This is a genomic window from Streptococcus sp. Marseille-Q7156 (genome assembly GCF_965119495.1).
In genome coordinates, this window is sequence record NZ_CBCPLU010000001.1 from 93,388 (window position 1) to 119,477 (window position 26,090).

Consider the following 26,090-nt stretch of genomic DNA (forward strand, 5'->3'; position numbering starts at 1 on the left):
TGGTACAATGGATGTATGTTATTCAAATTATTTGTTAAAAAAATTGAAAGGGCCTTGGGTGGACTTTCGCCAGCTCGTCGTATCTTTTTAAGTTTCGCTGGAGTTATTCTTATAGGCTCTCTTCTTTTGAGTTTGCCTTTTGTTCAGACAAATGGTTCGCAGGCTACTTATTTTGACCATCTCTTTACGACGGTGTCCATGGTCTGTGTGACTGGCCTTTTTACGCAACCAGTAGCTACTACCTATAATATCTGGGGGCAGTTGATTTGTATGCTTTTGATACAGATTGGTGGTCTGGGGCTCATGACCTTTATCGGGGTCTTTTATATTCAGGGGAAGCAAAAACTCAGTCTTCGCAGTCGTGAAACCATTCAGGAGAGTTTTAGTTACGGGGAAACTCGGTCGCTGAAGGCCTTTATGCGCTCCATCTTTTTGACAACTTTTCTGGTGGAGGGCTTGGGTGCCTTCCTGCTAAGTTTCCGTTTTATTCCTGAGTTTGGCTGGGGACGAGGCATGTTTACCTCTATCTTTTTAGCCATTTCAGCCTTTTGTAATGCTGGTTTTGATAATTTCGGCAGTAGCAGTTTAGTGGCTTTTCAGACGGATCCCTTGATCAATCTGGTCATTGCTGGCTTGATTATCACAGGTGGTCTGGGATTTATGGTCTGGTTTGACTTGGCAACCCAGTTTGACAAGAAGAAAAAACGCCGTCTGCGTTTCCACACCAAACTAGTCCTCTTCTTGACTGCAGGAATTTTGCTGTTTGGGACCGTATCCACACTCTTTACGGAGTGGCACAATCCAGGAACCATTGGCAATCTCAGTGTTCCAGAGAAAGTGCTGGTTAGCTTTTTCCAGACCGTTAGCATGAGAACGGCTGGCTTTGCTTCTATTGACTACACTCAAGCTCGGCCTGTGACCTTGTTTATCTATATCCTACAGATGTTTCTCGGTGGGGCGCCTGGAGGGACGGCTGGGGGTCTCAAGATTACGACTTTCTTTGTCTTGTTGGTTTTTGCGCGTAGTGAATTGCTGGGTTTACCTCATGCCAATGTTGCGCAGAGAACTATTGAGACTCGAACAGTCCAAAAATCCTTTAGTGTCTTCATTATCTTTTTGATGACCTTCTTGTTGGGCTTGATGTTGTTGGGAATTACGGCAGAAGGTACACCGCGATTTATCTACCTCATGTTTGAGACCATTTCAGCTCTTGCGACAGTTGGGGTAACGGCAAATCTGACGCCAGAATTGGGCAAGCTAGCTCTTAGCATTGTCATGGTGCTCATGTTTATCGGCCGTATCGGTCCCTTAACCTTGCTGGTTAGTCTAGCGGATTACCAGCCTGATAAGAAAGATTTGATTCAGTATATGAAAGCAGATATTAGTATTGGATAAGAAAGGAAGAACGATGTCAGATCGTACAATTGGAATTTTAGGCTTGGGGATTTTCGGGAGTAGTGTCCTGACAGCCCTAGCCAAGCAAGATATGAATATCATTGCCATTGATGACCACGCAGAGCACATCAATCAATTTGAGCCTGTTTTGGCGCGTGGAGTTGTTGGAGATATCACAGATGAGGAACTCCTCAGAACTGCAGGAATTGATACCTGTGATACGGTTGTAGTGGCAACAGGGGAAAATCTAGAGTCGAGTGTGCTTGCAGTCATGCATTGTAAGAGTTTGGGGGTACCAAGGGTTATTGCCAAGGTCAAAAGCCAGACAGCTAAGAAGGTGCTAGAAAAAATCGGTGCTGACTCGGTGATTTCACCTGAGTATGAAATGGGGCAGTCCCTAGCGCAGACCATTCTCTTTCATAATAATGTTGATGTCTTTCAGCTGGATAAAAATGTGTCTATCGTAGAGATGAAAATTCCGAGTGTTTGGGCAGGTCAAAGCCTGAGCCAGCTGGATCTACGTGGCAAATACAACCTCAATGTCCTAGGATTTCGTGAACAAGAAAATTCACCACTGGATGTCCAGTTTGGCCCTAATGATCTCTTGAGGGCAGATGCCTATATCTTGGCGGTCATTAACAACCAGTATCTAGATGACTTGGCAGAATTAAATTCGTAAGGAGGGGAACCCCCTCTTTTTTGATGTTCAAAATAGCAAATAGAGATAGCAACCCTTGTATTCTAGTAAAAGTCCTTCAAAATCTGGACTTTATGGTAGAATAGAAAGAAGTGACAAGAGAGAGTAATACTCTTCGAAAATCTCTTCAAACCACGTCAACGTCGCCTTGCCGTAGGTATGGTTACTGACTTCGTCAGTTCTATCCACAACCTCAAAACAGTGTTTTGAGCTGACTTCGTCAGTTCTATCTGCAACCTCAAAGCAGTGCTTTGAGCTGACTTCGTCAGTTCTATCTGCAACCTTAAAGCAGTGCTTTGAGCAACCTGCGGCTAGTTTCCTAGTTTGCTCTTTGATTTTCATTGAGTATAAGAAAAAATCAGTCCCCTAAAGGAGTAGATTATGAAGTTATTGTCTATCGCCATCCCTAGCTATAATGCCGCTGCCTATCTTCATTACTGTGTGGAGTCGCTAGTGATTGGTGGTGAGCAAGTTGAGATTTTGATTATCAATGATGGGTCTCAGGACCAGACTCAGGAAATCGCTGAGCGTTTAGCCAGCAAGTATCCTAACATCGTTAGAGCCATCTATCAGGAAAATAAGGGCCATGGCGGTGCGGTCAATCGCGGCTTAGCGGAGGCGTCTGGGCGTTATTTTAAAGTAGTGGATAGTGATGACTGGGTGGATCCTCGTGCTTATCTGAAAATTTTGGAGACCTTGCAAGAACTAGAGAGCGAAGGTCAAGAGGTGGATGCCTTTGTGACTAATTTTGTATATGAAAAGGAAGGTCAGTCTCGTAAGAAGAGTATGAGTTATGAGTCAGTCTTGCCTGTCCAACAGATTTTTGGCTGGGATCAGGTCGGAAATTTCTCAAAAGGCCAGTATATCATGATGCACTCGCTGATTTACCGGACAGATTTGTTGCGAGCGAGCCAGTTCCAATTGCCTGAGCATACTTTTTATGTCGATAATCTCTTTGTTTTTACCCCCCTTCAGCAGGTCAAGACCATGTACTATCTGCCTGTCGATTTCTATCGTTATTTGATTGGGCGTGAGGACCAGTCTGTCAATGAGCAGGTGATGATTAAACGTATCGACCAGCAACTCAAGGTCAATCGACTCTTGGTGGACCAGCTTGATTTGTCCAAAGTAATCCATCCCAAAATGCGAGAATATCTGTTGAATCATATTGAAATCACGACGGTGATTTCCAGTGCCTTGCTCAACCGAGCTGGCACAGCGGAGCATCTTGCCAAAAAACGGGAGCTGTGGACCTATATTCAGCAGGAAAATCCAGAGGTCTTTCAGGCCATTCGTAAAACCATGTTGAGCCGTTTGACCAAACATTCAGTCTTGCCAGCTCGCAAACTTTCCAATGTCGTCTATCAAATCACCAAGTCTGTTTATGGATTTAATTAATATAAGTATTTTATAAGAGGGATTTAAGAAAAATTTTAACTTTTTCTTAATCCTTTTTAATTTTAGGAGATTATACTAGAGTCATCAAATAAAGAAAAACTCTAAGGAGAATCTTATGAAATTCAATCCAAATCAAAGATATACTCGTTGGTCTATTCGCCGTCTTAGTGTCGGTGTCGCCTCAGTTGTTGTAGCCAGTGGCTTCTTTGTCCTAGTTGGTCAACCAAGTTCTGTACGTGCCGATGTGGTCAATCCGACCCCTGCTCAAGTCGTTCCAGATGCTACTTCGGTGAGTGAAAAGAGCGACTTACCAGCAGAGGTTCTCAAAGAAGCAGTCGATACAGCTCTTCATTCAGAACAGGCAGACTCAACACCTAAAGCAAGCTTGGATACTACAAGCTCTCCAGAAAAAGCGGATGTAGCTGCTAAAGACCAAGTAGTAGCACCAAAAGAAGAAGTGCAAGCAAAACCTGAATCTAAGAAAGAAACAGAAGATGCGGTTAAACCTGCGACAAATCCTGCGCCTACAGTTTCTGGACAAGACCGTGAAGCAAATGAAACGCAACCAGCAACCACCCCAGCTGAAGTGCAAAAAGGCGTGGCAGATAATACTAAAGACACAGTAGATGTCCCAGCTACTTACTTGGATAAAGCTAATTTCCCAGGTCCATTCACAGCTGGCGTCAACCAAGTCATTCCATACGAATTCTTTGCCGGTGACGGTATGTTGACTCGTCTTATCTTGAAGGCCTCAGACAAGGCTCCATGGTCAGACAACGGTTCAGCTAAAAATCCGGCCCTTCCACCAGTAGAAAAATTAGGCAAAGGTCTCTACTTCTACGAAGTGGACTTGGCAGGTACCCAAGGTAAATCAGATAAAGAGCTTCTAGACCTCTTGAAACAAAACGGTACTCAAAGCTATAAAGCAACTATCAAAGTGTACGGTGCGAAGGACGGCAAGGCCGATTTGAGCAACCTCGTAGCGACAAAAGATTTGGATGTCAACTTGAACGGCTTAACTACTCCAGCTGAAGTGCAAAAAGGCGTGGCTGACAATACCAAAGACACAGTAGATGTTCCAGCCACTTACTTGGATAAAGCTAATTTCCCAGGTCCATTCACAGCTGGCGTCAACCAAGTCATTCCATACGAATTCTTTGCCGGTGACGGTATGTTAACTCGTCTTATCTTGAAAGCATCCGACAAGGCTCCATGGTCAGATAACGGTTCAGCTAAAAATCCCGCTCTCCCACCAGTAGAAAAATTGGGGAAAGGCCTTTACTTCTATGAAGTAGACTTGGCCGGCACCCAAGGTAAATCTGACAAAGAGCTTCTTGACTTGTTGAAACAAAATGGTACACAAAGCTATAAAGCTACCATTAAGGTGTACGGTGCCAAAGATGGCAAGGCAGACTTGAGCAATCTTGTAGCGACTAAGGATTTGGATGTCAACTTGAATGGTTTGACTACTCCAGCTGAAGTTCGAAAAGGTGTGGCAGACAATACTAAAGACACAGTAGATGTCCCAGCTACTTACTTGGACAAAGCCAACTTCCCAGGTCCATTCACAGCTGGCGGCAACCAAGTCATTCCATATGAATTCTTCGCCGGAGACGGGATGTTGACTCGCCTTATCTTGAAGGCTTCAGATAAGGCTCCATGGTCAGACAATGGTTCAGCTAAAAATCCCGCTCTCCCACCAGTAGAAAAATTGGGGAAAGGCCTCTACTTCTACGAAGTAGACTTGGCTGGTACTCAAGGTAAATCTGATAAAGAGCTGCTTGACCTCTTGAAACAAAACGGTACGCAAAGTTATAAAGCTACCATCAAGGTGTACGGTGCTAAAGATGGCAAGGCTGATTTGACTAATCTCGTAGCGACTAAGGATTTGGATGTCAACTTGAATGGCTTAACTACTCCAGCTGAAGTTCAAAAAGGTGTGGCTGACAACACTAAAGATACAGTAGACGTCCCAGCCACTTACTTGGACAAGGCTAACTTCCCAGGCCCATTCACAGCCGGCGTCAACCAAGTCATTCCATATGAATTCTTCGCTGGTGACGGTATGTTAACTCGTCTTATCTTGAAAGCATCCGACAAGGCTCCATGGTCAGATAACGGTTCAGCTAAAAATCCCGCTCTCCCACCAGTAGAAAAATTGGGGAAAGGCCTTTACTTCTATGAAGTAGACTTGGCCGGCACCCAAGGTAAATCTGACAAAGAGCTTCTTGACTTGTTGAAACAAAATGGTACACAAAGCTATAAAGCTACCATTAAAGTGTACGGTGCCAAAGATGGCAAGGCAGACTTGAGCAATCTTGTAGCGACTAAGGATTTGGATGTCAACTTGAATGGTTTGACTACTCCAGCTGAAGTTCGAAAAGGTGTGGCAGACAATACTAAAGACACAGTAGATGTCCCAGCTACTTACTTGGACAAAGCCAACTTCCCTGGCCCGTTCACAGCCGGTGTCAACCAAGTCATTCCGTATGAATTCTTTGCTGGTGACGGTATGTTAACCCGCCTTATCTTGAAGGCTTCAGATAAGGCTCCATGGTCAGACAACGGCTCAGCTAAAAATCCAGCCCTTCCACCAGTAGAAAAATTAGGTAAAGGCCTTTACTTCTACGAAGTAGATTTAGCAGGTACTCAAGGCAAATCAGATAAAGAGCTTCTTGACTTGTTGAAACAAAATGGAACTCACAGCTACAAGGCAACTATCAAGGTGTATGGTGCAAAAGACGGCAAGGCAGACTTGAGCAACCTCGTAGCGACTAAGGATTTGACAGTAAACTTGAATGGACATCAGTCTCTTACTCAGATGCAATCAGACTTCGTCCCATCTTCTAATGGTTCAGCTATGCCGGCTCCAATGATGAATAGTCATCAAGATGCATCTAATATGAACGCTCAAATGCCAAGTGCTCATCAAGATGAGATGAAATCTCAAATGCCAGCTGCTAGTCAGGATAAGATGATGCCTAACAAAGAGCAAGACAAAACCATGAATGCTAGCCAGCCAATAGCAACTTCAAGCATGAAACAAGATCAAGCTCCAGCAGCCTCAAGCAAAATGTCTGATGAAGGCAAGATGGCATCTAATAACAAGGTATCAAGTCCAATGATGGTTGCTCAAATGAAAGACCAAAAAGACATGCTTCCATATACTGGTGAAGCCCAAACATCAATGGCTACTATTGGATTCTTTGGATTAGCTTTGGCCGGACTTCTAGGTGGACTCGGTTTGAAAGCTAAAAAAGAGGAAAATGACTAGTCTAGCTACAGCCTTTCTATCTAGGATTTGAAAAATCCAGATATCGTTTAGAATGTTCGTAAAGAGATAAAAATAGTGTTATACTATTGTGGTATAGCACTGTTTTTTTCAAAGGAGAGACAGATGGGAAAGACAATTTTACTCGTTGACGACGAGGTAGAAATCACAGATATTCATCAACGTTATCTGGTTCAGGCAGGATATCAGGTTTTGGTGGCTCATGATGGAGTAGAGGCTTTAGAAATCTTCAAGCGAAAAGCGATTGATTTGATTATTACAGATATCATGATGCCTCGGATGGATGGTTATGACTTGATTAGTGAGGTTCAGTATCAATCTCCAGATCAGCCTTTTCTCTTTATCACGGCTAAGACTAGCGAGCAGGACAAGATTTATGGCCTGAGCTTAGGGGCAGATGACTTTATTGCCAAGCCCTTTAGTCCACGTGAGCTGGTTTTGCGTGTCCACAATATCTTGCGTCGCCTTCATCGTGGAGGTGAGACAGAAGTCGTCAGTCTCGGGGATTTACGGATGAATCACGGTAGTCATGAGGTCCAAGTCGGAGATGTGGCGCTTGATTTGACCGTCAAATCCTTCGAACTTCTATGGCTTTTAGTCAGCAATCCAGAGCGGGTTTTCTCTAAGACAGACCTCTATGAAAAGGTCTGGCAGGAAGACTATGTGGATGACACTAATACCTTGAATGTTCATATTCATGCTCTTCGACAGGAGTTGGCTAAACATGCTAGTGCAGAAACACCGACCATCAAAACCGTCTGGGGCTTGGGCTACAAAATTGAGAAAGCACGAGGTAGTCAATGAAATTAAAAAGTTATATTTTAGTGGGGTATATCATTTCAACACTCCTAACGATTATCGTGGTTTTTTGGGCTGTTCAAAAAATGCTGATTGAGAAAAGCGAGATTTACTTTCTGCTTGGAATGACCATCGTTGCCAGCCTTGTCGGTGCTGGGATTAGTCTCTTTCTCCTGTCGCCGGTCTTTACTTCATTGGGCAAACTTAAGGAACATGCCAAGCGGGTAGCGGACAAGGACTTTCCATCAAATCTGGAAGTTCAAGGACCTGTAGAATTCCAGCAATTAGGCCAAGCTTTCAATGAAATGTCCCATGATTTGCAGGCCACCTTTGATTCCTTGGAAGAAAGCGAACGAGAAAAGGGCTTGATGATTGCTCAACTTTCGCATGATATCAAGACCCCCATCACTTCAATCCAAGCGACGGTAGAAGGGATTTTGGATGGGGTTATCAAGGAAGGAGAACAGGAGCATTATCTAGCAACCATTGGACGTCAGACTGAAAGACTCAATAAACTGGTTGAGGAGTTGAATTTTTTGACCCTAAACACAGCTAGAAATCAGGTCGAAACGACCAGCAAGGACAGTATTTTTCTGGATCAGCTCTTGATTGAGTGCATGAGTGAATTTCAATTCTTGATTGAGCAGGAGGAGCGAGATGTTCATTTACAGGTAATCCCAGAGTCTGCCCGGATTGAGGGAGATTATGCCAAGCTTTCTCGCATCTTGGTAAATCTGGTCAATAACGCTTTTAAATACTCAGCTCCAGGAACCAAGCTGGAAGTGGTAGCTAAGCTGGAAAATAACCAGCTTTCAATCAGTGTGACCGATGAGGGGCAGGGAATTGCCCCAGAGGACTTGGAGAATATTTTCAAACGCCTTTATCGTGTCGAAACTTCGCGTAACATGAAAACAGGTGGTCATGGCTTAGGGCTTGCGATTGCGCGTGAATTGGCCCATCAATTGGGTGGGGAAATCACAGTCAGCAGCCAGTACGGTCTAGGAAGCACCTTTACCCTCCTTCTCAATCTCTCTGGCAGTGAAAATAAAGCTTAAAACCCCTTTACAAATCTAGCCATTCATGGTAGAATGGATTTTGTGCGAAATATCAGCAGGAAAGCATGAAGCTCGTCAACAGGTGTCTTATGACAAGTAACCTTGGCTGTTTAGGCGAAGGGCATCTGCACGAATCAGGGCTTTCTAAGTGACTATTTCCACCGAAATATTATTTATATCAGGAGGACATTTACATGTCACGTTATACAGGACCATCTTGGAAACAAGCTCGTCGCCTTGGCCTTTCACTTACAGGTACAGGTAAAGAATTGGCACGTCGTAACTACGTACCAGGACAACACGGACCAAACAACCGTTCTAAATTGTCAGAATACGGTTTGCAATTGGCTGAAAAACAAAAACTTCGCTTCACTTACGGTGTAGGTGAAAAACAATTCCGTAACTTGTTCGTACAAGCTACAAAAATCAAAGGCGGAATCCTAGGTTTCAACTTCATGCTTCTTTTGGAACGTCGTTTGGATAACGTTGTTTACCGTCTTGGTCTTGCGACTACTCGTCGTCAAGCTCGTCAATTCGTAAACCACGGTCACATCCTTGTTGACGGAAAACGCGTTGATATCCCATCATACCGCGTAACTCCAGGTCAAGTGATCTCAGTTCGTGAAAAATCATTGAAAGTTCCAGCTATCCTTGAAGCAGTAGAAGCTACTCTTGGACGTCCAGCATTCGTATCATTCGACGCTGAAAAATTGGAAGGTTCATTGACTCGCTTGCCAGAACGCGACGAAATCAACCCAGAAATCAACGAAGCACTTGTCGTTGAATTCTACAACAAAATGCTTTAATTTTAAGATATATCTTACAGAAAGCCTACAACAGTGGGCTTTTTGCTTTGTCTTAAAACGTTGATTTCTGGGTTTGTCCCCCTTTTTGTCCCCCTTCACAAAGAACTAACAGCTTTCTCATAAAATGAGACGGCTGTTTTTGTTTTCTTGCCGAATTCATTTATGCTATGGGCATATATACAATTCTGTGAAAAGAATGCTTTAGTAAAAGGAACTAAGGAGGTTCATGTGATATAAAGGATATACAAAATCCCTGCAATGAGTAATTGCAGGGATTTTCAGCTATTATAGAAGAATTAATAGGTAGAGGAAATTTTGGTTTAATCTATTTTGTAAAATACCTGTTCAGAGCTATTCGGAGCAGTTTGTCCAGCTATGATTCTATTTTTGCTTAAATCAGAATCAACCCATTTTATAGTAACGCCAATTGGATAAACACTCATACCATATCCTGTAGGTCCTGTGCTAACACTAAAACCTATCTGTCCATCGCTTCCTATACCTGATTTATATATCTGTCCTCCTTTTACTAAACCATTCTTATTAAACACTATTTCATGTCCTAGCTCATTCCTCCAAGTACCAGCTATACTAGAGTAGTCTCCATGTAGAATAGCCTGTGTATCAATTTCTTGTGTTGTATTTTCTGTGTGCTTTTCTTCTGTGGGAGTCGTGATAAGTGTGGCATCAGTAGCAACCCAGAATTGAAACTTTTCAGAGTCTTCCATGATTTTGATTGTGAAAGTAACGGTTGCTCCTTCTTGCCATCCCTCAATCATAGACTTCTTAATTTGTACTTGTACACCAGTTATAGGAGCGTTACTAGCTTTTACCCAAATAGTATGGTATGTATTTAGAGCTTTAAAATGTCCTACGTACGATTCCCAAAATTTTTTGCGTGTTAGTTCTGCTGTGAAGCGGTATAGTTGACCAGTCTTTAATCTACCATCATTCTCCATATCTCGAAGCTCTTCGGCTGTCGTATCTATTATACTATCTTCAGTTGAGCTAGAGCTTGTGGTAGATGTGCTGGATGAAGAGCTGGATGATGCAGAGGAACTAGAAGTAGTAGATGAGATTTGTTGTGAAGAGTGACTATCTACTGTTTCTATATTCCTATCTGGATGTCTAAAGAATAAAAAAGTAGCTCCTATAATGGTAAGAAGTAGAAGTGTAATTGAGGTTATAAGAATCCAAAGCTTGTTGCTCTGTGGTAGAGGACAAACTACTACATGATTCTGATTTTGGTAAACTTCAACAATATCGTTTACTTTAGGACGAAAAGTTAACTCATTGATAGGAACATTTAGAGTCTCATTTGTGTGGAGTCGAATGATAATATGTGTTTCTGAAACGTGAATAATTTGGTTATGTTTTTTATTTTTCATGTAGTATTAGTTCTCGTACATATAGGCAACCATGAGAGGTAGTGTTTTTGTGGCTGAATGGTTAAGCATGCTTGAATGTTACAATTAGAATAAGTAGTAGTGACAGTAGAATAAGAACTTTTTTACTATTCATCACATCCGTATCCGTCTTTGTCTCTATCTAGCCATGGACCATATTGTGGGTCACTAGCAGGTATGTTTACACGTCCTGCTTTTCGTGCTTCCTTACAGTTTTTGAACGGTCTTAAATTTGATTGTGGAGCAGGTGTAGACGATTGTGTAGGAGTAGTTGTAGTGTGAGATGAAACTTGTTCTTGCTCTTTTGCTCGTGAAGATGCTTTCCTTTCCTCTTCTTTTGATTTAGAGGCTTCAATACTTGCTTTTTCCTCTTCTTGTGCTTTCTCTGTTTTTCTTACTTTACTGATTACTAAAGAGCCTTTACCGATTGAATCATATTTTTCTATAGATACTGTATTTCCCGTATAGACCATAAGTTCATCTATTTTTACAGCTAATGATTCAGGTGTACGAATCAGAAGTTTCTTACCTGTTATGTTGTACTCACGATATTCATCTTTTTCTTCAATCCCAATTACCTCAGCTTCAACTTCGTAGAGTTTATCAGTGTTCGAGAGTTTGTATGCTACCTCTCTCAGTGCTTTGGCTCGCAGTATGATTTTAATTTGTGGTGTATTCAGATAAGCATCTACAGCTATATGTCCAGTTGGAGACCATTTCTCTATTTTAGAGCTAGTTTCACTACTAGATGATGAAGTAGAGGAAGAAGAACTAGACTGTTTGACAGAATCATTAGCCTTAGTTTGAACTTGTGAGTGTTTAGTGCTACCGCTAGTTAATAGTGTGAAGAACAAAATGAGGATAAGCAATAGTACAATACTACCTATAATCTTTTGTTCTTTGCTCAATTCATTAAGCTTTTTAATCATATATATCCTCCTGATATTTAACTTTATTTAATGAAATAAAAGAAATATTTCCTAATAGTTATAATTATATCACACAAACTTTAACAATAGAATATATTTTTAACAAATATTAAACTGTAGAGAATGTAAACATGATTGTTTAATCTATAAGATAGATAGTAGATTTAACTTAGAGGGTGAAGGAATGGATGATATATTAGAAAATATAAGTAATCAGATACGAGACTTACGAGCTTCAAAGAAGATTACACAGCAAGAATTAGCAGAAAGAACAAATCTAAGCGTTCCTTATATCAGTCAGATAGAAAATAATCACAGAAATATCTCTTTGGAAACTTTTGTGAAGATTGTTGATGCTTTAGAAGTTTCATTGAGTGATTTTTTCTTACCTTATTCTGTGCCACAAGATACAGAAATGATGGAACTGTTATTGAAGATTCAGAAACACCCACAGCATAGGATGATTGTTCATAAGGTGATGGAAATACTTGAATTAAGCCAAGATAGTTAGTGTAAAATAAAAAGCACCTAAAGTGTAATTTATCCGAAATATATCCAACCGTAGACAGTTACTTTAGTATCTATTGGTATTTCCTTCATTCTTCAGATTGTTATAGTCTCTTGTGAAGTAATTTTTAATAGTAATCTGTAGGTCGGGTAATTAGAATCTATCCGTACTTTTTACATATTGTGAGGATTAAAGGTTACATTATTCAGATAAGGAATGAGAATTATTTTTCTTTATTGAAGAGGTCGATTAAAAAATAAAAAGAAAAAAGAAAGCGCTGAATCTGAGTATCCAGCGCTTATCTATTACCTTAAAAAACGTGTTACCTATTACCAGAATGAACCTGTTAGAACGAATCTAATAATTATTGCAGTTATAAAAGCAAAAATAGATGCCCCAAGCATAAAAGTACCGCTATCTTTCTCTCCTTTTTCTTTCAGGAGATGCCCCATCATGACTGGAATAGCAAAAAAAAGGGGGTCCCTTAATAAGGTTAATACTATTCCAAGCCAAGCCATAAGCTTAATATTTTTAATTGTCAGAGGTCCTTTTTCTTCTTTTTTCTTTTCTGTGGGAACTTCACTAGACTTTTTAGCTATGATATAGGTTTCTTCAGATTTGTACGCCTCTACTATATCCCCTAATTGTGGTACAAAATTAAAAGAAGTCTGTTCAACTTTTAGCAAAGTTCCATCATCTTTACCTAAATAGATTAGAGTTCCTTCAATTTTAATAACTTTATATGTATTCATTACCTCATACCTTATTTCTAATTAGTTCTTTTCACGTCTAAATAACTACCACCTTGATTTGCTAACAACAAATCTAGTGAATCTGTCATTAACATCCCATAAATTCTAATATCATCACCTGATTTCAACCCTCTTTTTTGTTTAATAAATTCCTCTTCTGTCTGCTCAGTTAAAGCCAAGTGTATTTTTTTGCCATCTTCAAATTGGAATGGTGCATTATCATCATCAAATAAATCAATTGAATGAGGTTCTACAACAATCAATAAAGTTAATACATCGCTATCGCTCTTATTTATTTTATTAACTTCTTTTACAGTTGCTCGTAATTCAAATTTACTTTTTAATTCTATCCCTTTTTGCATATATTGTTCATAAGTTTGCCCTACTGTGAACACATCAAAAATTTCAAGTTGTGGTTTTCCTGACTCCTTTTTAACTTTTGCATTTAAACCTAGAGATTGACCACCTCTAAAAATATCTTTCCCTTTATAAACTGCCTTTATTTTAGGACTATGTTTAAATCCTTTGGAATCATATTTTTTATTATTAATAATGATTTTATCTGTATCTAGATAAATTTCATCATCATTAATCAATGTGATATCCCCTTTATAGTCTATCTTTTCACCTAAATTATTCTCTAAATAATTATTAAAATCAGCTGTTGCTTTCTCAGTATCATCTTCATTTGATTGAGTTATAGAACTATTCTTAGATGATGATTTAGAGGACTTAGAAGTGTTCTGTGATACAGTCTTCTTTGAATTTGGACTGAAATTATTACTTACATATACAGTTGATAAAATAAGAATTATAATAGCTATAATCAAATACGTTATGGAGCTTTTTTTATTAACCTTATTCTTCTTAATAGATGAAATAATAAGAAGTATCAGATTTAATACAATCAGTAACAGTGAAACTACAAAAAGGGATAGTATTGTAGCTTCTAATATTACTCCTCTATCATATAATAAACTAAATGAGATAGGAAATAAAACTATAGAGGAAAATATGTTTATCTTGCTAACTAATGAAATTTTTTTAGCCTCTGATTTTTTAACTGGGCTACTTTCTTTACTACCTTCAACCTTTATAGCAATATCACCATAAACCTCTACATAATCCCCCATTCTAGGTTCAAAGTCACAAGATTCAATAGGAATTTCCTTTAAACTTCCATCTTCATAACCTATATACACTGTGTTCTCAGTTATCTTTAAAATTTTTCCTTTATTCATACTTTCCCTTTTATCAGTGAAATTTGTCTTTATCTATCTGATAAGGTCTTATATCTCCTTGTAGTCTCACATATAATAATCTTCATATTCAACTACCTGAGAGACTATCCCTGTAACCTTAACAGATTCAAATTCTTCAGTATCTAAATTCTGTTCTACAGTCCAAAAATAGATTTCATCTCCAATTTCAATACGGTTTAGAGAACTTCTACATCCTGACAGCAAAGATATAAATAGAATTACTAAAAGAACTTGAAATACCTTCTTAGTACTTTGTAGTTTTACTAACATTATTTATTTTGTACTCTAACTCCCAATATTTTCTTTTTATTCATAAAAAGCCTCCTGTTTTATATTTATGTTTAAAATATTGTTAAACACTATCCTAATTATACCACAGATACATATACATTAGTTAATTCTTCGTTATAATTTTTAACTAAAGTAAATGCAAATATATACCCTTAACCTATAAGATGAATAGGGTAAAATAAAAAGCACCTAAACGGTACTTCTTACTTGCCTACTGAACTCATCACCATGAAATTTGTACTCCTTTTTGTCCACCTTGGAGTAAAGTTTAATCTATTTTATTTAATATGTAAATTCTAAAAATACTACAGAATCAACATTTATAAAGCATACCAAAGTGTAATTTATACTAAATCTATTCTACAACAAAATGTTGTAATATTTTATTGAATCAGATTGGCTTTAGAGCCTTGATATTAAGCACTTTGGGGCGTTTTCCCTTAGTGCTTTTTTTGTTTTTACTACCAGCTATAAGTATCTATACGCAGCTAGACCTGTATAGTTTAAAGTGATATAATAGTCTAAAAGGAGGTACTACTATGAATGTTTTAGAAAAAAATACACAGGTAAACTTTAAGACTAACAGAGACTTGTTAGAGAAGGCTAAAGCTATTATCACAGCGCAAAATCTTGATATGACAGCTAGTTTTAACTTGTTTTTAGAACACATTGTAGAAAATAAAGCTTTGCCATTTGAAACTCAAGTAGACAAAGAAAGAGAAGAACTTCTATTAGGATTGCGTGCCGAAATTGCCCGTAGCTTTGAGGATTTAGAACATGGAAGGACTTACAGCCTTGATGAAGTGAGGGCTAACCTTGGAATTTAACGAGAACTCATATAGCCTTATTATCTCTGAAACGGTACAAGAACAGCTAAGAGGTATTAAAGATTATATCTCAGCTAACTACTTTTCAGAACAGGCAGGAGCAAACACAGTTAAGAATATTCTTTATGGTTTGGAGCGTCTTGAGGTCTTCCCAGAAGCGGGATTTGATGCTGATGAAAGAGTAGGAGTTATTATATACCCACCCCACAAAACTCGATGCATCATTTTAGGCGATTACCTAGCCTTCTATCATATTTTAGAGGACAGAAAAGCTGTCTTTATATCAGATATTATTCATAGTAAACAGGACTACATCCGTTTGTTCAAGAAAAAATAGTGCATATTATTGAACTGCGTTTTGGATTCTCTAAAATACTATACAAGATGAAATTTCTAGTTCTAGCATTTCAATAGATACAAATAAATAGAGAAAAGCAAAAAAAGACTTAGTCTTTATTTAAAATATATTAGAAATAATATGAAAATCTTTTTATAAAAATATTATATTCAATAATACTGACACAATAGAAATTGAGAAGAGATGGTATTCTTCGTTTTTATATTTCAGGTTCTCACAATATGAAAAATCGATGGTATAATAAGATTAGACGGATTATTTATTGAGGTAATAGCGATGAAATATTTTAAATTAATCAATGGTGGAACTTATCATATTGATGAGTTTGAAGAGAGAACAAATAAAGAATCACTATATTATCAAAATGGCAGTAAGTACGCATTGTGTCCAACTTGTGGTTCTTCGATTCAACTTATCGGGGGGGAAAATAATAATACGCGAAATAGAGCTGGAAGATATTATGCGGCACATACAAAAAATCCTATAGAAGGACTGCCATACGACATAGGAAGAAAAAGTAATTGTGCAAATTATGAAGGAAATCAAGATAATTGGCAGGGTATTTATCAAAGGAGACAAGGGCTTCCTGAAAATGAAGAATTATCTAGATTTATAGACAATAATAAGTCAGATATTGCTAAAAAAGTTGGTGACTTAATTGGATTTTATGGAATCAAATGCAATGGGGAGCCAAGTGCTATTTTTAACCGATTATTAAATTCTTTCAAAGAAAACGGAGGATTATGTATTTCACCAGAACAATTTGCACCTGAATATATTCCTAGAATGATTATCGAAAGAGCTGAGCCAGTTATTTGCTGGGGTTCAATTCCTCATGAAGAAATACGCAATCGTATCCTACAACATCCACTGTTACAAGATTCAATTGATGGGAGACAATTTAAACCAAATATTGAAACAAGGCTTGTTTGTGTTTTAAATAATGGAAACGCTCCTACTCAAATCCAAATCAGATTATTGTTTGAAGATAGGGAATTGAACTTAAAACAAGTAAATGCTAAAATTTAGTGCAACGAAAGATAAAAAAGAGGAGCCTCGTAATGAAGCTCCTCTTGTTTTTAATTGTCCGAATCAATATTCTTATTTCAAAAAAAGGTAGTGAAAAAGGTAGTCATTCGAACGATTTCCCTTGCAATATAGTGAAATTAACAAAAAGAAAAAACGCTTGAATCAGCGTTTTTCTTCTGTATTGATTCGTATTGAATGCTTACTTAACTTCTGTGAACACAACGTGTTTGCGAAGTTTTGGTGAGTATTTCTTCAATTGAAGACGGTCTGGAGTGTTACGTTTGTTTTTAGAAGTAAGGTACAAGCGTTCACCAGATTCTTTGTGTTCAAGTGTAATATTTACGCGCATGGTATCTCCCTTCTATTATTCAGCTGATGCAGCTTTAGCGATTTTACGTCCTTTGTAGTATCCTTTAAGTGATACACGGTGAGAACGTGAGTAATCTCCAGTAGTTTCGTCAAAGTTTACAGATGGAGCTGTTACTTTGTAGTGTGTACGACGTTTGTTTTTCTTCGCTTTTGAAGTGCGACGTGCAGGTACTGCCATTTTGATTTCTCCTTTAGGTATTTATATTCGATTCAATCTACTGATTTTCATCAACCATACTAGGATAACACATTTTTTTTGTAAAGTAAAGTTACTTGACAAAAAAAGATGAAAAAATTCTCCTATCCGACACGGCAGACAGGAGAAGGTGTTAAATATCAATCTCAAATGGTTCGTCAATGGTTTCTGATACGTATTTTCCGTCTTTCTTCCGTTGTTTGACACATTCTGTGAGGAGATATTCGATTTGCCCATTGACTGAACGAAAGTCGTCTTCTGCCCATGATGCGAGTGCAGCGTATAACTTTGTTGAGAGTAGAAGGGGGATCTGCTTTTTTTAGCTTCATCCATCTTTAGTAAAGACTTCCTGTGTTGACAATTGGTTGTGCATCATGATTGCCACAGAGAACGACTAGAAGATTTGAAACCATGGCAGCTTTTCGTTCTTCGTCAAGCTCTACCAATTCCCCTTCATTGAGCCGTTCCAGTGTCATTTCAACTATTCCTATTATTTGATATCTAAATGATATCATTTTGTTTTTAAAAATTAATAGAAAGTTGACAAATAATCACTAAAAACTTTCAGCCCAATAATTTATTTTAAAAGGTGAGATTATATTGTGCTGAAATACTCTTTTATTCTTATAACTTTTACACTATAATTGTAGTTAGAAAGGAAGAGAAATGTTTGATTATAGAGCACTAGTTATTTTGATGACTTTGATGGATCATTGTGAGCTATCATTATATGAATTATCTGTTAAGGTGAGCTTACCTATAAAGGAAGTCAAAGAAGGAATAGATTATTTAGTGCCTTATTTAGCTAATAAAGGGATAGTGCTGGATAAAAAACAAGGTCGCTATAGTTTATCAAATCGTACGAAGCAGTCTTTGACAGATATTATTAAGTCGGATGAATTGGTTTTACCAAAGTCGACTCGCTTAGCATTAATCTATCTTTACACTTTTTGCCGATTAGATTTTATATCGAATAATCATTACCAAGACTTTTTGAAAGTAAGTAAGAATACAACCTTATCTGATATTCAATCATTAAGAAAGATTATGTTAGATAATGATTTGGAGCTAGGGTACAGTAGAGCAAAAGGTTATACTTTACACGGTTCAGAGTGGAATAAGCACCGTTTAGCTTTTCAAATGGTTAGTGAGTTGCTGGAATCCTCCATAGGGATTTGGGGGTTGGATTATGTTTTATCCAGTTGGGGGTATTCATTAACTTATGATTTGATTGATCAGGTAGTTAAAGATTATTATGAAAAGCTACAGATAGTACCTATTGTTAATCAATTAAAAGTTTGCCTTTTCGGTTTAGTATTCATTATATGTAGGTATCAAAGGGATGTTGAAAGAGTATGTCTTTCAGAGACACTAGTATCTCCTATTATTCAAGATATAACGACTATTTTATTGGATACAGTAGTTGATTTGGGGATTATAGATACGGTATTTTCAGAGGATGATTATCGCTATATCACAGTTTTATTATCAAGTTGCTTTGAAGGTGAAGTAGATGTTGCTCCGGTTTACTTTAATCAATTAACAGAGGCTATTATAAGTAGAATGGAAGATATTTCTTTGTTACATTTTAAACAAAGAGAAGTATTGAGAGAAAATCTTCGCCGCCACCTTATACCGGCTTACTATAGATTAAAGTTCGGCTTACCTAGCTCAAATGAATATGTGTTGCATGTTAAAGAACAGTATCCTGATTTATTTGAACTAGTAAAAGATTCTTTGACTCCCTTGATGGACGCTATTGACAAGCCCATACCTGATAGTGAAACAGCATATTTTGTTATCCATTTTGGAGGATATTTAAAGAAAGCAGACAATTTGCCTCAAAAATGTTATAAAGCAGCAATTATCTGTCCTAATGGAATTAGTTCTTCATTGATGATAAAAGAGAATCTATTAGCATTATTCCCTCAAATTGAGTTTATAGGAACCTCAAAGATTGATGATTTATACTCGAAAACTAGTAGTGACTATGATATGGTTTTTTCTACTATAAAGGTGGATACAGAGAAGCCAAATTATCTAGTTTCTGTTATGATGACGGAAGAACAAACAACACAGTTAGTTGAATTGGTATCAAAAGATTTCCCAGATACAGGTTATCGAGATATTGAGCTTAATCAGATAATTAGCATAGTAAGACGATATAGTGTAATCACACAAGAATTAGAGTTAAAATTAGCATTAAAGAGGTATCTCTATCAAGAAATGAACAGAAAGGAAGTGTTACCATTGTTAGAAGAATTAATTACAAAAGAAACTTATCAGGTTAGTTCGGAAAAATTAGGATGGAAGGAGGCAATTCGTTTAGCAGCTAAACCGCTTTTGGATCAACATAAGATAACTGAGAACTACCCTGAGGCAATGATTCAAAAAGTAGAAGAGTTTGGGCCTTTTATTAATTTAGGGAAGGGAGTAGCAATTCCTCACGCTCGGCCAGATGAAGGTGTGAATGAAATAGGAATGTCAATGTTAGTTTTGGAAGAACCGATTTATTTATTGGATAATCCAGAACAAGAGGTAAGATTGTTGATTTGTATTGCAGCCATTGATAATGAGAGTCATTTAAAGGCTTTGTCACATTTAACAACAATTTTAAGAGATAAAAATCATGTTCAAACTTTAATATCATCAAAAAACTATGATGACATTGAAATGATAATTAAACAGGAGGATTAGATAATGTTAAAAATTGGTACAGCTTGTGGTTCAGGATTAGGTTCAAGTTTTATGGTACAGATGAATATTGAATCTGTATTGAGTGATTTGAATGTTTCAGATGTAGAAGTTGAACACTATGATTTAGGTGGAGCAGATCCAAATGCAGCTGATATTTGGATTGTTGGTCGTGATTTAGCTGATTCAGCTAGTCATCTTGGAGATGTTCGTATCTTAAATAGTATTATTGATATGGATGAACTACGAGAATTAATTACTAAACTTTGTGAAGAAAAAGGACTTATTTAGGAGGCTAGCGTCATGATGAAGTTCATATTGGATATTGTTAGTACACCAGCTATTTTAGTAGCTTTAATTGCAATCTTAGGATTAGTTCTTCAGAAGAAGAAATTACCTGATATTATTAAAGGTGGAATTAAGACTTTTGTTGGTTTCTTAGTTGTATCTGGTGGTGCAGGAATTGTACAAAATTCTTTGAATCCATTTGGTACCATGTTTGAACATGCTTTTCATTTATCTGGAGTTGTACCGAATAATGAAGCAATTGTAGCTGTAGCTTTAACAACATATGGCTCAGCTACTGCAATGATTATGTTTGCAGGTATGGTATTCAATATCTTAATTGCTCGTTTTACTCGATTCAAATATATCTTTTTAACAGGGCACCACACTCTATATATGGCGTGTATGATTGCGGTCATTTTATCAGTTGCTGGCTTTACAAGTTTGCCTCTTATCTTACTAGGAGGATTAGCACTCGGTATTATTATGAGTATTTCCCCAGCATTTGTGCAAAAATATATGGTTCAATTAACTGGAAATGACAAGGTGGCTTTAGGTCATTTCAGTTCTTTGGGATATTGGTTGAGTGGTTTTACTGGTAGCCTTATCGGTGATAAATCAAAATCAACAGAGGACATTAAATTTCCAAAGAGTTTAGCTTTTTTACGTGATAGTACTGTTAGTATTACTTTATCCATGGCAGTTATTTACATTATTGTAGCTATCTTTGCAGGGTCAGAATATATAGAAAAAGAAATCAGTAATGGTACAAGTGGTCTAGTTTATGCTTTACAATTAGCAGGTCAATTTGCAGCAGGTGTATTTGTTATTTTAGCAGGTGTTCGCCTTATTTTGGGTGAAATTGTTCCAGCCTTTAAAGGTATTTCAGAGCGTCTTGTACCTAATTCAAAACCTGCTTTGGATTGTCCGATTGTTTATACTTATGCACCTAATGCAGTCCTAATTGGATTTATCTCTAGTTTTGTTGGTGGTTTAGTGAGTATGGCAATTATGATTGCTTCAGGAACGGTTGTCATCTTACCAGGCGTTGTGCCTCATTTCTTCTGTGGAGCGACTGCAGGTGTCATTGGGAATGCATCTGGTGGTGTTCGTGGAGCCACTATTGGAGCATTTTTACAAGGTATTTTAATTAGTTTTCTTCCAGTCTTTTTAATGCCAGTTTTGGGAGGACTTGGTTTCCAAGGGTCAACTTTCTCAGATGCAGATTTTGGTCTATCAGGAATTATTTTAGGAATGTTGAATCAATTTGGCTCACAAGCAGGCATTGTTATTGGTCTTGTTCTTATTCTAGCAGTTATGTTTGGAGTATCCTTTATTAAAAAGCCATCTGCAAAGGAGGAATAAGGGATGATTTTAAGTGAAAATAGAGAAGATGAGTTAAGAAAATTTGCGACTAAAATCCGATTAAATACTCTTAGAACATTGAATCATCTTGGATTCGGCCATTATGGAGGGAGTCTGTCTATCGTAGAAGTTTTAGCGGTGCTTTATGGTGAAATAATGCCAATGACTCCAGAAATATTTGCATCACGAGATAGAGATTATTTTGTTCTATCCAAGGGGCATGCTGGGCCGGCTTTATATAGCACACTCTATTTGAATGGTTTCTTTGACAAAGAATTCTTATATTCTTTAAATACAAATGGAACCAAATTGCCGTCGCATCCTGATAGAAATCTAACGCCGGGCATAGATATGACAACTGGCTCTTTAGGACAGGGAATTAGTGTTGCAACCGGACTTGCATATGGTCAGAGAATAAGAAAAAGTCCCTTTTATACCTATGCTATTGTTGGAGATGGTGAGTTAAATGAGGGACAATGTTGGGAGGCTATACAGTTTGCTTCTCATCAACAGTTATCTAATTTAATTGTATTTGTAGACGATAACAAAAAACAATTAGATGGTTTTACAAAGGATATTTGTAATCCAGGTGATTTTGTAGAAAAATTCTCAGCATTTGGATTTGAATCCATTAGGGTCAATGGTTCAGATATTAGAGGAATTTATGAAGGGATTATCCAATTAAAACAGTCAAATAATTCATCTCCTAAGTGTATTGTATTAGACACTATTAAAGGTCAAGGAGTTCGAGAGCTGGAAGAAATGAAATCCAATCATCATCTTCGCCCTACTGTAGAGGAGAGACAAATGTTAACTTCAGTTGTAGAAAGATTAAGTCAGGAATTGGAGGAAACAGAATGATGAGAAGTGCGAAAGAATTACGACATGTGTATAGAGATTTCCTTTTAGAGGCTAACCAAAGTTATTCTGATATAGTAGTTTTAGAAGCAGACTTGTCAAGTTCTATGGCTACTAATAATCTTGAAAAGGACTTTGGAGACCGTTATGTGAATGTTGGAATAATGGAAGCAGAAATGGTCGGGCTTGCAGCAGGTTTATCTATTCAGGGGTTTAGACCTTATCTTCATACATTTGGCCCTTTTGCTTCAAGAAGAGTATTTGATCAATTATTTATTTCTCTTGGGTACGCACAATTGGATGCCACTGTGATTGGCTCAGATGCAGGAGTAACGGCAGAGATGAATGGTGGAACACATATGCCATTTGAAGAAATTGGATTGTTACGTTTAATTCCTAAATCGATCATTTTTGAAGCAACTGATGATATCCAATTTCGTGAAATCTTGAACCAGACATTAGACTTAAAAGGACTAAAATATATTCGAACAATTAGAAAGGCTCCAGAGGCTGTATATCAAGGTGGAGAAGATTTTTCTAAAGGCTACATTGAGTTAAGACACGGTGAAGATGTTGTAATAGTTGCTTCTGGCATAATGGTTGCTCCAAGTATTCGAGTTGCGGATGAACTGTCTAAATTAGGTTATTCAGTAGGTGTGATAGATTTATTTAGAATTAAACCGATACCAGAACAGATAAAAACAATGTTAAGTGGAAAAACTATATTTACTGTAGAAAACCACAATCAGATAGGTGGAATTGGCAGTGCTTTATGTGAATTATTCTCTGATGATGGAATAACAAAAATTCATCGGATGGGTGTTCAAGAAAGATTCGGTCAAGTTGGGAAAATGGATTATCTTCTTAATGAGTATGGTTTGAGTGAATCGAATATAAAAGAGAAAGTTCTAGAGTTTTATAATGCAAGATAGATGTTAAATACACTTATCTGAAAGAACTTCTGTAAAAATTACATTACGTTATTTAAAGCAAGCGGATTAAAAGCATATTCTGGTAATCAGAAAGTGCCCTGATCCGCTTTGTTGTTTTTAATTTAAAATGTTTATATGTATATAGAATTTTCTGAAAATTCAAGAATTTTCTTCTGTTCATTGCTTTTAAAATGTGCTATAATAGTAAAAACTGAAATGGGAGGGAACAAATGACTGAATTAGATAAACGTCACCGCAGTAGCATTTATGACAGTATGGTAAAATCACCAAACCGTGCTATGCTTCGTGCGACTGGTATGACAGATAAGGACTTTGAAACACCGATTGTGGGAGTGATTTCGACTTGGGCGGAAAATACACCATGTAACATTCACTTGCATGATTTTGGGAAATTAGCCAAAGAAGGTGTCAAATCGGCAGGTGCTTGGCCTGTACAGTTTGGGACTATTACCGTAGCAGACGGGATTGCCATGGGAACGCCTGGTATGCGTTTCTCTTTGACATCTCGTGATATCATCGCGGACTCAATCGAGGCAGCTATGGGTGGTCACAATGTGGATGCCTTCGTCGCTATCGGTGGCTGTGATAAGAACATGCCTGGTTCTATGATTGCCATTGCTAATATGGATATCCCAGCTATTTTCGCCTATGGTGGAACCATTGCACCTGGAAATCTTGATGGCAAAGATATTGACTTGGTTTCTGTATTTGAAGGTATCGGAAAATGGAACCACGGTGATATGACAGCTGAGGACGTGAAACGTCTTGAATGTAATGCCTGTCCTGGACCTGGTGGCTGTGGTGGTATGTATACAGCTAATACTATGGCGACAGCTATCGAAGTTCTAGGGATGAGTTTGCCAGGATCTTCCTCTCACCCAGCTGAATCAGCTGATAAGAAAGAAGATATCGAAGCAGCAGGACGTGCTGTTGTCAAGATGTTGGAGCTCGGTCTCAAGCCATCAGATATCTTGACTCGTGAAGCCTTTGAAGATGCTATCACTGTAACCATGGCTCTCGGTGGTTCTACAAATGCCACTCTTCACTTGCTTGCCATTGCCCATGCTGCCAATGTTGACTTGTCACTTGAGGACTTCAATACGATCCAAGAGCGTGTGCCTCACTTGGCTGACTTGAAACCATCTGGTCAGTATGTCTTCCAAGACCTTTACGAAGTCGGTGGTGTGCCTGCGGTTATGAGATACCTCTTGGCAAATGGTTTCCTTCATGGAGATCGCATTACATGTACTGGTAAGACTGTTGCTGAGAACTTAGCTGACTTTGCAGACCTTACACCAGGTCAAAAAGTTATCATGCCACTTGAAAATCCAAAACGTGCGGATGGTCCGCTTATCATCTTGCACGGGAATCTTGCCCCTGACGGTGCGGTTGCCAAGGTATCAGGTGTTAAAGTGCGCCGTCACGTTGGACCAGCTAAGGTCTTTGACTCAGAAGAAGATGCGATTCAGGCCGTTCTGACAGATGAAATCGTTGATGGCGATGTAGTCGTTGTTCGTTTCGTTGGGCCTAAGGGTGGTCCTGGTATGCCTGAGATGCTGTCACTTTCATCCATGATTGTTGGTAAAGGTCAAGGAGATAAGGTTGCCCTCTTGACGGATGGCCGTTTCTCTGGTGGTACTTATGGTCTGGTTGTTGGACATATCGCTCCTGAAGCTCAGGATGGTGGACCAATTGCCTACCTTCGTACAGGCGATATTGTTACGGTTGACCAAGATACCAAAGAAATTTCCATGGCCGTATCCGAAGAAGAACTTGAAAAACGCAAGGCAGAAACTACCTTGCCACCACTTTACAGTCGTGGTGTCCTCGGTAAATATGCCCATATCGTATCATCTGCTTCTCGTGGAGCCGTGACAGACTTCTGGAATATGGACAAGTCAGGTAAAAAATAAACTTAAAAAGCAAGCCAATCTCGGCTTGCTTCTTTTCATCTTCAAAAGTGATTTGCCTGCTTATACTCAATAAAAATCAAAGAGCAAACTAGAAAGCTAGCCGCAGGTTGCTCAAAGTACTGCTTTGAGGTTGTAGATAGAACTGACGAAGTCAGCTCAAAACACTGTTTTGAGGTCGCAGATAGAACTGACGAAGTCAGTAACATATACCTACGACAAGCCGACGCTGACGTGGTTTGAAGAGATTTTTGAAGAGTATTAACGAGGTGGCAGTCCAAGGGCAATGCGGCCGTAGCGACTGATTCGTGTGATTTTCCAAGCAGGCGACCAGGTAACTTCAACCTTGACATCTTCGATACCCTCGATTTGTTTGAGACCTGCCACGATTTCAATAGGCAGGCTTTCGGCGCAATCACAGGCGGTGTCGGTGAAGGTCATGACAATTTTGCAGAGGCCTGTTTCGTCCAGATTGATTTCATAAATCAACCCTAGATTGTAAACATCCAATTCCACATCTGTATCAAAAACCTTCTCTAGTTTTTCGATAATTTGGTCTTGCAAGGCCAAAGCGCGGTCATTGATTTTGATATCCTCTCTCATTACAGTCCCTCCACGTGATAAATATCCTCTATTTTCTCATAATTCTGACAATTT

Annotated in this window: 28 protein-coding genes; 17 read left to right on the plus strand and 11 right to left on the minus strand. The window is 38.2% G+C overall.

Features of this window, described 5'->3' with window-relative positions:
- The first annotated feature begins 15 nt into the window (after nucleotides 1-15).
- Nucleotides 16-1,395, plus strand: coding sequence for a TrkH family potassium uptake protein (locus ACWPV5_RS00480; protein WP_285300417.1), 1,380 nt, complete (start codon nucleotides 16-18; stop codon nucleotides 1,393-1,395).
- 13 nt (nucleotides 1,396-1,408) lie between these two features.
- Nucleotides 1,409-2,074, plus strand: a complete 666-nt coding sequence (locus ACWPV5_RS00485; RefSeq protein WP_023944046.1) for a potassium channel family protein — start codon at nucleotides 1,409-1,411, stop codon at nucleotides 2,072-2,074.
- A 90-nt stretch (nucleotides 2,075-2,164) separates the two neighbouring features.
- On the opposite strand, the gene ACWPV5_RS00490 is transcribed toward ACWPV5_RS00485, so the two are convergent.
- Complete coding sequence (locus ACWPV5_RS00490; protein ID WP_454381960.1) at nucleotides 2,165-2,434, minus strand: hypothetical protein; 270 nt, start codon at nucleotides 2,432-2,434, stop codon at nucleotides 2,165-2,167.
- 39 nt (nucleotides 2,435-2,473) lie between these two features.
- Between ACWPV5_RS00490 and ACWPV5_RS00495 the strand changes: the two genes are divergently transcribed.
- From ACWPV5_RS00495 to rpsD, 5 genes are all read left to right on the plus strand, one after another.
- A complete protein-coding gene (locus ACWPV5_RS00495; protein ID WP_285300214.1) occupies nucleotides 2,474-3,490 on the plus strand; it encodes a glycosyltransferase family 2 protein in 1,017 nt (338 codons plus the stop codon).
- Between the two features lie 115 nt (nucleotides 3,491-3,605).
- Nucleotides 3,606-6,764 (plus strand): SSURE domain-containing protein, encoded by a 3,159-nt coding sequence (locus ACWPV5_RS00500; protein ID WP_454381961.1) that lies wholly within the window; start codon nucleotides 3,606-3,608, stop codon nucleotides 6,762-6,764.
- 123 nt (nucleotides 6,765-6,887) lie between these two features.
- Nucleotides 6,888-7,586, plus strand: a complete 699-nt coding sequence (locus ACWPV5_RS00505; RefSeq protein WP_000520648.1) for a response regulator transcription factor — start codon at nucleotides 6,888-6,890, stop codon at nucleotides 7,584-7,586.
- Complete coding sequence (locus ACWPV5_RS00510; protein ID WP_000769765.1) at nucleotides 7,583-8,635, plus strand: HAMP domain-containing sensor histidine kinase; 1,053 nt, start codon at nucleotides 7,583-7,585, stop codon at nucleotides 8,633-8,635. Before ACWPV5_RS00505 ends, ACWPV5_RS00510 begins: the two co-directional genes overlap by 4 nt.
- A 194-nt stretch (nucleotides 8,636-8,829) precedes the next feature.
- Entirely contained in the window at nucleotides 8,830-9,441 is a 612-nt protein-coding gene (gene rpsD / locus ACWPV5_RS00515; protein ID WP_000092756.1) for a 30S ribosomal protein S4, read from the plus strand.
- 320 nt (nucleotides 9,442-9,761) lie between these two features.
- On the opposite strand, the gene ACWPV5_RS00520 is transcribed toward rpsD, so the two are convergent.
- Nucleotides 9,762-10,829, minus strand: coding sequence for a DUF6287 domain-containing protein (locus ACWPV5_RS00520; RefSeq protein WP_153193694.1), 1,068 nt, complete (start codon nucleotides 10,827-10,829; stop codon nucleotides 9,762-9,764).
- 125 nt (nucleotides 10,830-10,954) lie between these two features.
- Entirely contained in the window at nucleotides 10,955-11,776 is an 822-nt protein-coding gene (locus tag ACWPV5_RS00525; RefSeq protein WP_153193693.1) for an excalibur calcium-binding domain-containing protein, read from the minus strand.
- Nucleotides 11,777-11,960: 184 nt separating this feature from the next.
- Between ACWPV5_RS00525 and ACWPV5_RS00530 the strand changes: the two genes are divergently transcribed.
- Nucleotides 11,961-12,287 (plus strand): helix-turn-helix domain-containing protein, encoded by a 327-nt coding sequence (locus tag ACWPV5_RS00530; protein ID WP_153193692.1) that lies wholly within the window; start codon nucleotides 11,961-11,963, stop codon nucleotides 12,285-12,287.
- A gap of 326 nt (nucleotides 12,288-12,613) precedes the next feature.
- On the opposite strand, the gene ACWPV5_RS00535 is transcribed toward ACWPV5_RS00530, so the two are convergent.
- The 3 genes from ACWPV5_RS00535 to ACWPV5_RS00545 form a co-directional block, all read right to left on the minus strand.
- Nucleotides 12,614-13,036 (minus strand): hypothetical protein, encoded by a 423-nt coding sequence (locus ACWPV5_RS00535; RefSeq protein ID WP_153193691.1) that lies wholly within the window; start codon nucleotides 13,034-13,036, stop codon nucleotides 12,614-12,616.
- 17 nt (nucleotides 13,037-13,053) lie between these two features.
- Nucleotides 13,054-14,277: a hypothetical protein gene (locus ACWPV5_RS00540; protein ID WP_228111195.1), complete on the minus strand. Its 1,224-nt coding sequence runs from the start codon at nucleotides 14,275-14,277 to the stop codon at nucleotides 13,054-13,056.
- Between the two features lie 66 nt (nucleotides 14,278-14,343).
- Nucleotides 14,344-14,568, minus strand: a complete 225-nt coding sequence (locus tag ACWPV5_RS00545) for a hypothetical protein (RefSeq protein ID WP_454381962.1) — start codon at nucleotides 14,566-14,568, stop codon at nucleotides 14,344-14,346.
- A gap of 560 nt (nucleotides 14,569-15,128) precedes the next feature.
- Here ACWPV5_RS00545 and relB point away from each other — a divergent pair.
- The 3 genes from relB to ACWPV5_RS00560 all read left to right on the plus strand — a co-directional run bounded on the left by relB (nucleotide 15,129) and on the right by ACWPV5_RS00560 (nucleotide 16,803).
- Nucleotides 15,129-15,416 carry a type II toxin-antitoxin system RelB/ParD family antitoxin gene (relB, locus tag ACWPV5_RS00550; protein ID WP_001101477.1) on the plus strand — a complete coding sequence of 96 codons (288 nt, stop codon included), beginning with the start codon at nucleotides 15,129-15,131 and terminating at the stop codon, nucleotides 15,414-15,416.
- Complete coding sequence (locus ACWPV5_RS00555; protein WP_261077739.1) at nucleotides 15,406-15,753, plus strand: type II toxin-antitoxin system RelE/ParE family toxin; 348 nt, start codon at nucleotides 15,406-15,408, stop codon at nucleotides 15,751-15,753. The genes relB and ACWPV5_RS00555 overlap by 11 nt, the downstream gene beginning before the upstream one ends.
- A gap of 297 nt (nucleotides 15,754-16,050) precedes the next feature.
- Nucleotides 16,051-16,803: a hypothetical protein gene (locus tag ACWPV5_RS00560; protein ID WP_023944035.1), complete on the plus strand. Its 753-nt coding sequence runs from the start codon at nucleotides 16,051-16,053 to the stop codon at nucleotides 16,801-16,803.
- A 199-nt stretch (nucleotides 16,804-17,002) separates the two neighbouring features.
- Here the strand turns inward: ACWPV5_RS00560 and rpmG are convergent, their stop codons facing one another.
- The 4 genes from rpmG to ACWPV5_RS00580 form a co-directional block, all read right to left on the minus strand.
- On the minus strand, nucleotides 17,003-17,152 hold the full coding sequence (rpmG, locus tag ACWPV5_RS00565; RefSeq protein ID WP_001265622.1) for a 50S ribosomal protein L33: 150 nt from the start codon (nucleotides 17,150-17,152) through the stop codon (nucleotides 17,003-17,005).
- A 15-nt stretch (nucleotides 17,153-17,167) separates the two neighbouring features.
- The gene (rpmF, locus tag ACWPV5_RS00570; protein WP_000290417.1) at nucleotides 17,168-17,350 is read right to left on the minus strand and encodes a 50S ribosomal protein L32; all 183 of its coding nucleotides are present in this window, start codon (nucleotides 17,348-17,350) and stop codon (nucleotides 17,168-17,170) included.
- A 151-nt stretch (nucleotides 17,351-17,501) separates the two neighbouring features.
- Nucleotides 17,502-17,678 carry a PTS ascorbate transporter subunit IIC gene (locus tag ACWPV5_RS00575; protein WP_049494796.1) on the minus strand — a complete coding sequence of 59 codons (177 nt, stop codon included), beginning with the start codon at nucleotides 17,676-17,678 and terminating at the stop codon, nucleotides 17,502-17,504.
- A 25-nt stretch (nucleotides 17,679-17,703) separates the two neighbouring features.
- Complete coding sequence (locus tag ACWPV5_RS00580) at nucleotides 17,704-17,844, minus strand: hypothetical protein (protein ID WP_225354851.1); 141 nt, start codon at nucleotides 17,842-17,844, stop codon at nucleotides 17,704-17,706.
- Between the two features lie 190 nt (nucleotides 17,845-18,034).
- On the opposite strand from ACWPV5_RS00580, the gene ACWPV5_RS00585 reads away from it, so the two are divergent.
- The 6 genes from ACWPV5_RS00585 (at nucleotide 18,035) to ilvD (ending at nucleotide 25,436) form a co-directional block, all read left to right on the plus strand.
- A complete protein-coding gene (locus ACWPV5_RS00585) occupies nucleotides 18,035-20,065 on the plus strand; it encodes a BglG family transcription antiterminator (protein WP_454381963.1) in 2,031 nt (676 codons plus the stop codon).
- Between the two features lie 3 nt (nucleotides 20,066-20,068).
- Entirely contained in the window at nucleotides 20,069-20,353 is a 285-nt protein-coding gene (locus tag ACWPV5_RS00590) for a PTS sugar transporter subunit IIB (protein ID WP_000912476.1), read from the plus strand.
- A gap of 12 nt (nucleotides 20,354-20,365) precedes the next feature.
- Complete coding sequence (locus tag ACWPV5_RS00595) at nucleotides 20,366-21,712, plus strand: PTS ascorbate transporter subunit IIC (RefSeq protein WP_000975289.1); 1,347 nt, start codon at nucleotides 20,366-20,368, stop codon at nucleotides 21,710-21,712.
- Nucleotides 21,713-21,715: 3 nt separating this feature from the next.
- The gene (locus ACWPV5_RS00600) at nucleotides 21,716-22,573 is read left to right on the plus strand and encodes a transketolase (RefSeq protein ID WP_173278973.1); all 858 of its coding nucleotides are present in this window, start codon (nucleotides 21,716-21,718) and stop codon (nucleotides 22,571-22,573) included.
- The gene (locus tag ACWPV5_RS00605; protein WP_173278972.1) at nucleotides 22,570-23,502 is read left to right on the plus strand and encodes a transketolase family protein; all 933 of its coding nucleotides are present in this window, start codon (nucleotides 22,570-22,572) and stop codon (nucleotides 23,500-23,502) included. The genes ACWPV5_RS00600 and ACWPV5_RS00605 overlap by 4 nt, the downstream gene beginning before the upstream one ends.
- A gap of 230 nt (nucleotides 23,503-23,732) precedes the next feature.
- Complete coding sequence (ilvD, locus tag ACWPV5_RS00610; protein ID WP_138336847.1) at nucleotides 23,733-25,436, plus strand: dihydroxy-acid dehydratase; 1,704 nt, start codon at nucleotides 23,733-23,735, stop codon at nucleotides 25,434-25,436.
- A 258-nt stretch (nucleotides 25,437-25,694) separates the two neighbouring features.
- Here ilvD and ACWPV5_RS00615 read toward each other — a convergent pair whose 3' ends face one another.
- Nucleotides 25,695-26,036 (minus strand): metal-sulfur cluster assembly factor, encoded by a 342-nt coding sequence (locus ACWPV5_RS00615; RefSeq protein WP_001206380.1) that lies wholly within the window; start codon nucleotides 26,034-26,036, stop codon nucleotides 25,695-25,697.
- Nucleotides 26,037-26,090: the final 54 nt, after the last annotated feature.

Excerpts from the sequence above, each read along its gene's own strand:
- ACWPV5_RS00480 (WP_285300417.1), top strand. The coding sequence starts at position 16 with ATGTTATTCAAATTATTTGTTAAAAAAATTGAAAGGGCCTTGGGTGGA.
- ACWPV5_RS00485 (WP_023944046.1), top strand. The coding sequence starts at position 1,409 with ATGTCAGATCGTACAATTGGAATTTTAGGCTTGGGGATTTTCGGGAGT.
- ACWPV5_RS00490 (WP_454381960.1), bottom strand. The coding sequence starts at position 2,434 with ATGAAAATCAAAGAGCAAACTAGGAAACTAGCCGCAGGTTGCTCAAAG.
- ACWPV5_RS00495 (WP_285300214.1), top strand. The coding sequence starts at position 2,474 with ATGAAGTTATTGTCTATCGCCATCCCTAGCTATAATGCCGCTGCCTAT.
- ACWPV5_RS00500 (WP_454381961.1), top strand. The coding sequence starts at position 3,606 with ATGAAATTCAATCCAAATCAAAGATATACTCGTTGGTCTATTCGCCGT.
- ACWPV5_RS00505 (WP_000520648.1), top strand. The coding sequence starts at position 6,888 with ATGGGAAAGACAATTTTACTCGTTGACGACGAGGTAGAAATCACAGAT.
- ACWPV5_RS00510 (WP_000769765.1), top strand. The coding sequence starts at position 7,583 with ATGAAATTAAAAAGTTATATTTTAGTGGGGTATATCATTTCAACACTC.
- rpsD (WP_000092756.1), top strand. The coding sequence starts at position 8,830 with ATGTCACGTTATACAGGACCATCTTGGAAACAAGCTCGTCGCCTTGGC.
- ACWPV5_RS00520 (WP_153193694.1), bottom strand. The coding sequence starts at position 10,829 with ATGAAAAATAAAAAACATAACCAAATTATTCACGTTTCAGAAACACAT.
- ACWPV5_RS00525 (WP_153193693.1), bottom strand. The coding sequence starts at position 11,776 with ATGATTAAAAAGCTTAATGAATTGAGCAAAGAACAAAAGATTATAGGT.
- ACWPV5_RS00530 (WP_153193692.1), top strand. The coding sequence starts at position 11,961 with ATGGATGATATATTAGAAAATATAAGTAATCAGATACGAGACTTACGA.
- ACWPV5_RS00535 (WP_153193691.1), bottom strand. The coding sequence starts at position 13,036 with ATGAATACATATAAAGTTATTAAAATTGAAGGAACTCTAATCTATTTA.
- ACWPV5_RS00540 (WP_228111195.1), bottom strand. The coding sequence starts at position 14,277 with ATGAATAAAGGAAAAATTTTAAAGATAACTGAGAACACAGTGTATATA.
- ACWPV5_RS00545 (WP_454381962.1), bottom strand. The coding sequence starts at position 14,568 with ATGTTAGTAAAACTACAAAGTACTAAGAAGGTATTTCAAGTTCTTTTA.
- relB (WP_001101477.1), top strand. The coding sequence starts at position 15,129 with ATGAATGTTTTAGAAAAAAATACACAGGTAAACTTTAAGACTAACAGA.
- ACWPV5_RS00560 (WP_023944035.1), top strand. The coding sequence starts at position 16,051 with ATGAAATATTTTAAATTAATCAATGGTGGAACTTATCATATTGATGAG.
- rpmG (WP_001265622.1), bottom strand. The coding sequence starts at position 17,152 with ATGCGCGTAAATATTACACTTGAACACAAAGAATCTGGTGAACGCTTG.
- rpmF (WP_000290417.1), bottom strand. The coding sequence starts at position 17,350 with ATGGCAGTACCTGCACGTCGCACTTCAAAAGCGAAGAAAAACAAACGT.
- ACWPV5_RS00580 (WP_225354851.1), bottom strand. The coding sequence starts at position 17,844 with ATGACACTGGAACGGCTCAATGAAGGGGAATTGGTAGAGCTTGACGAA.
- ACWPV5_RS00585 (WP_454381963.1), top strand. The coding sequence starts at position 18,035 with ATGTTTGATTATAGAGCACTAGTTATTTTGATGACTTTGATGGATCAT.
- ACWPV5_RS00590 (WP_000912476.1), top strand. The coding sequence starts at position 20,069 with ATGTTAAAAATTGGTACAGCTTGTGGTTCAGGATTAGGTTCAAGTTTT.
- ACWPV5_RS00595 (WP_000975289.1), top strand. The coding sequence starts at position 20,366 with ATGATGAAGTTCATATTGGATATTGTTAGTACACCAGCTATTTTAGTA.
- ACWPV5_RS00600 (WP_173278973.1), top strand. The coding sequence starts at position 21,716 with ATGATTTTAAGTGAAAATAGAGAAGATGAGTTAAGAAAATTTGCGACT.
- ACWPV5_RS00605 (WP_173278972.1), top strand. The coding sequence starts at position 22,570 with ATGATGAGAAGTGCGAAAGAATTACGACATGTGTATAGAGATTTCCTT.
- ilvD (WP_138336847.1), top strand. The coding sequence starts at position 23,733 with ATGACTGAATTAGATAAACGTCACCGCAGTAGCATTTATGACAGTATG.
- ACWPV5_RS00615 (WP_001206380.1), bottom strand. The coding sequence starts at position 26,036 with ATGAGAGAGGATATCAAAATCAATGACCGCGCTTTGGCCTTGCAAGAC.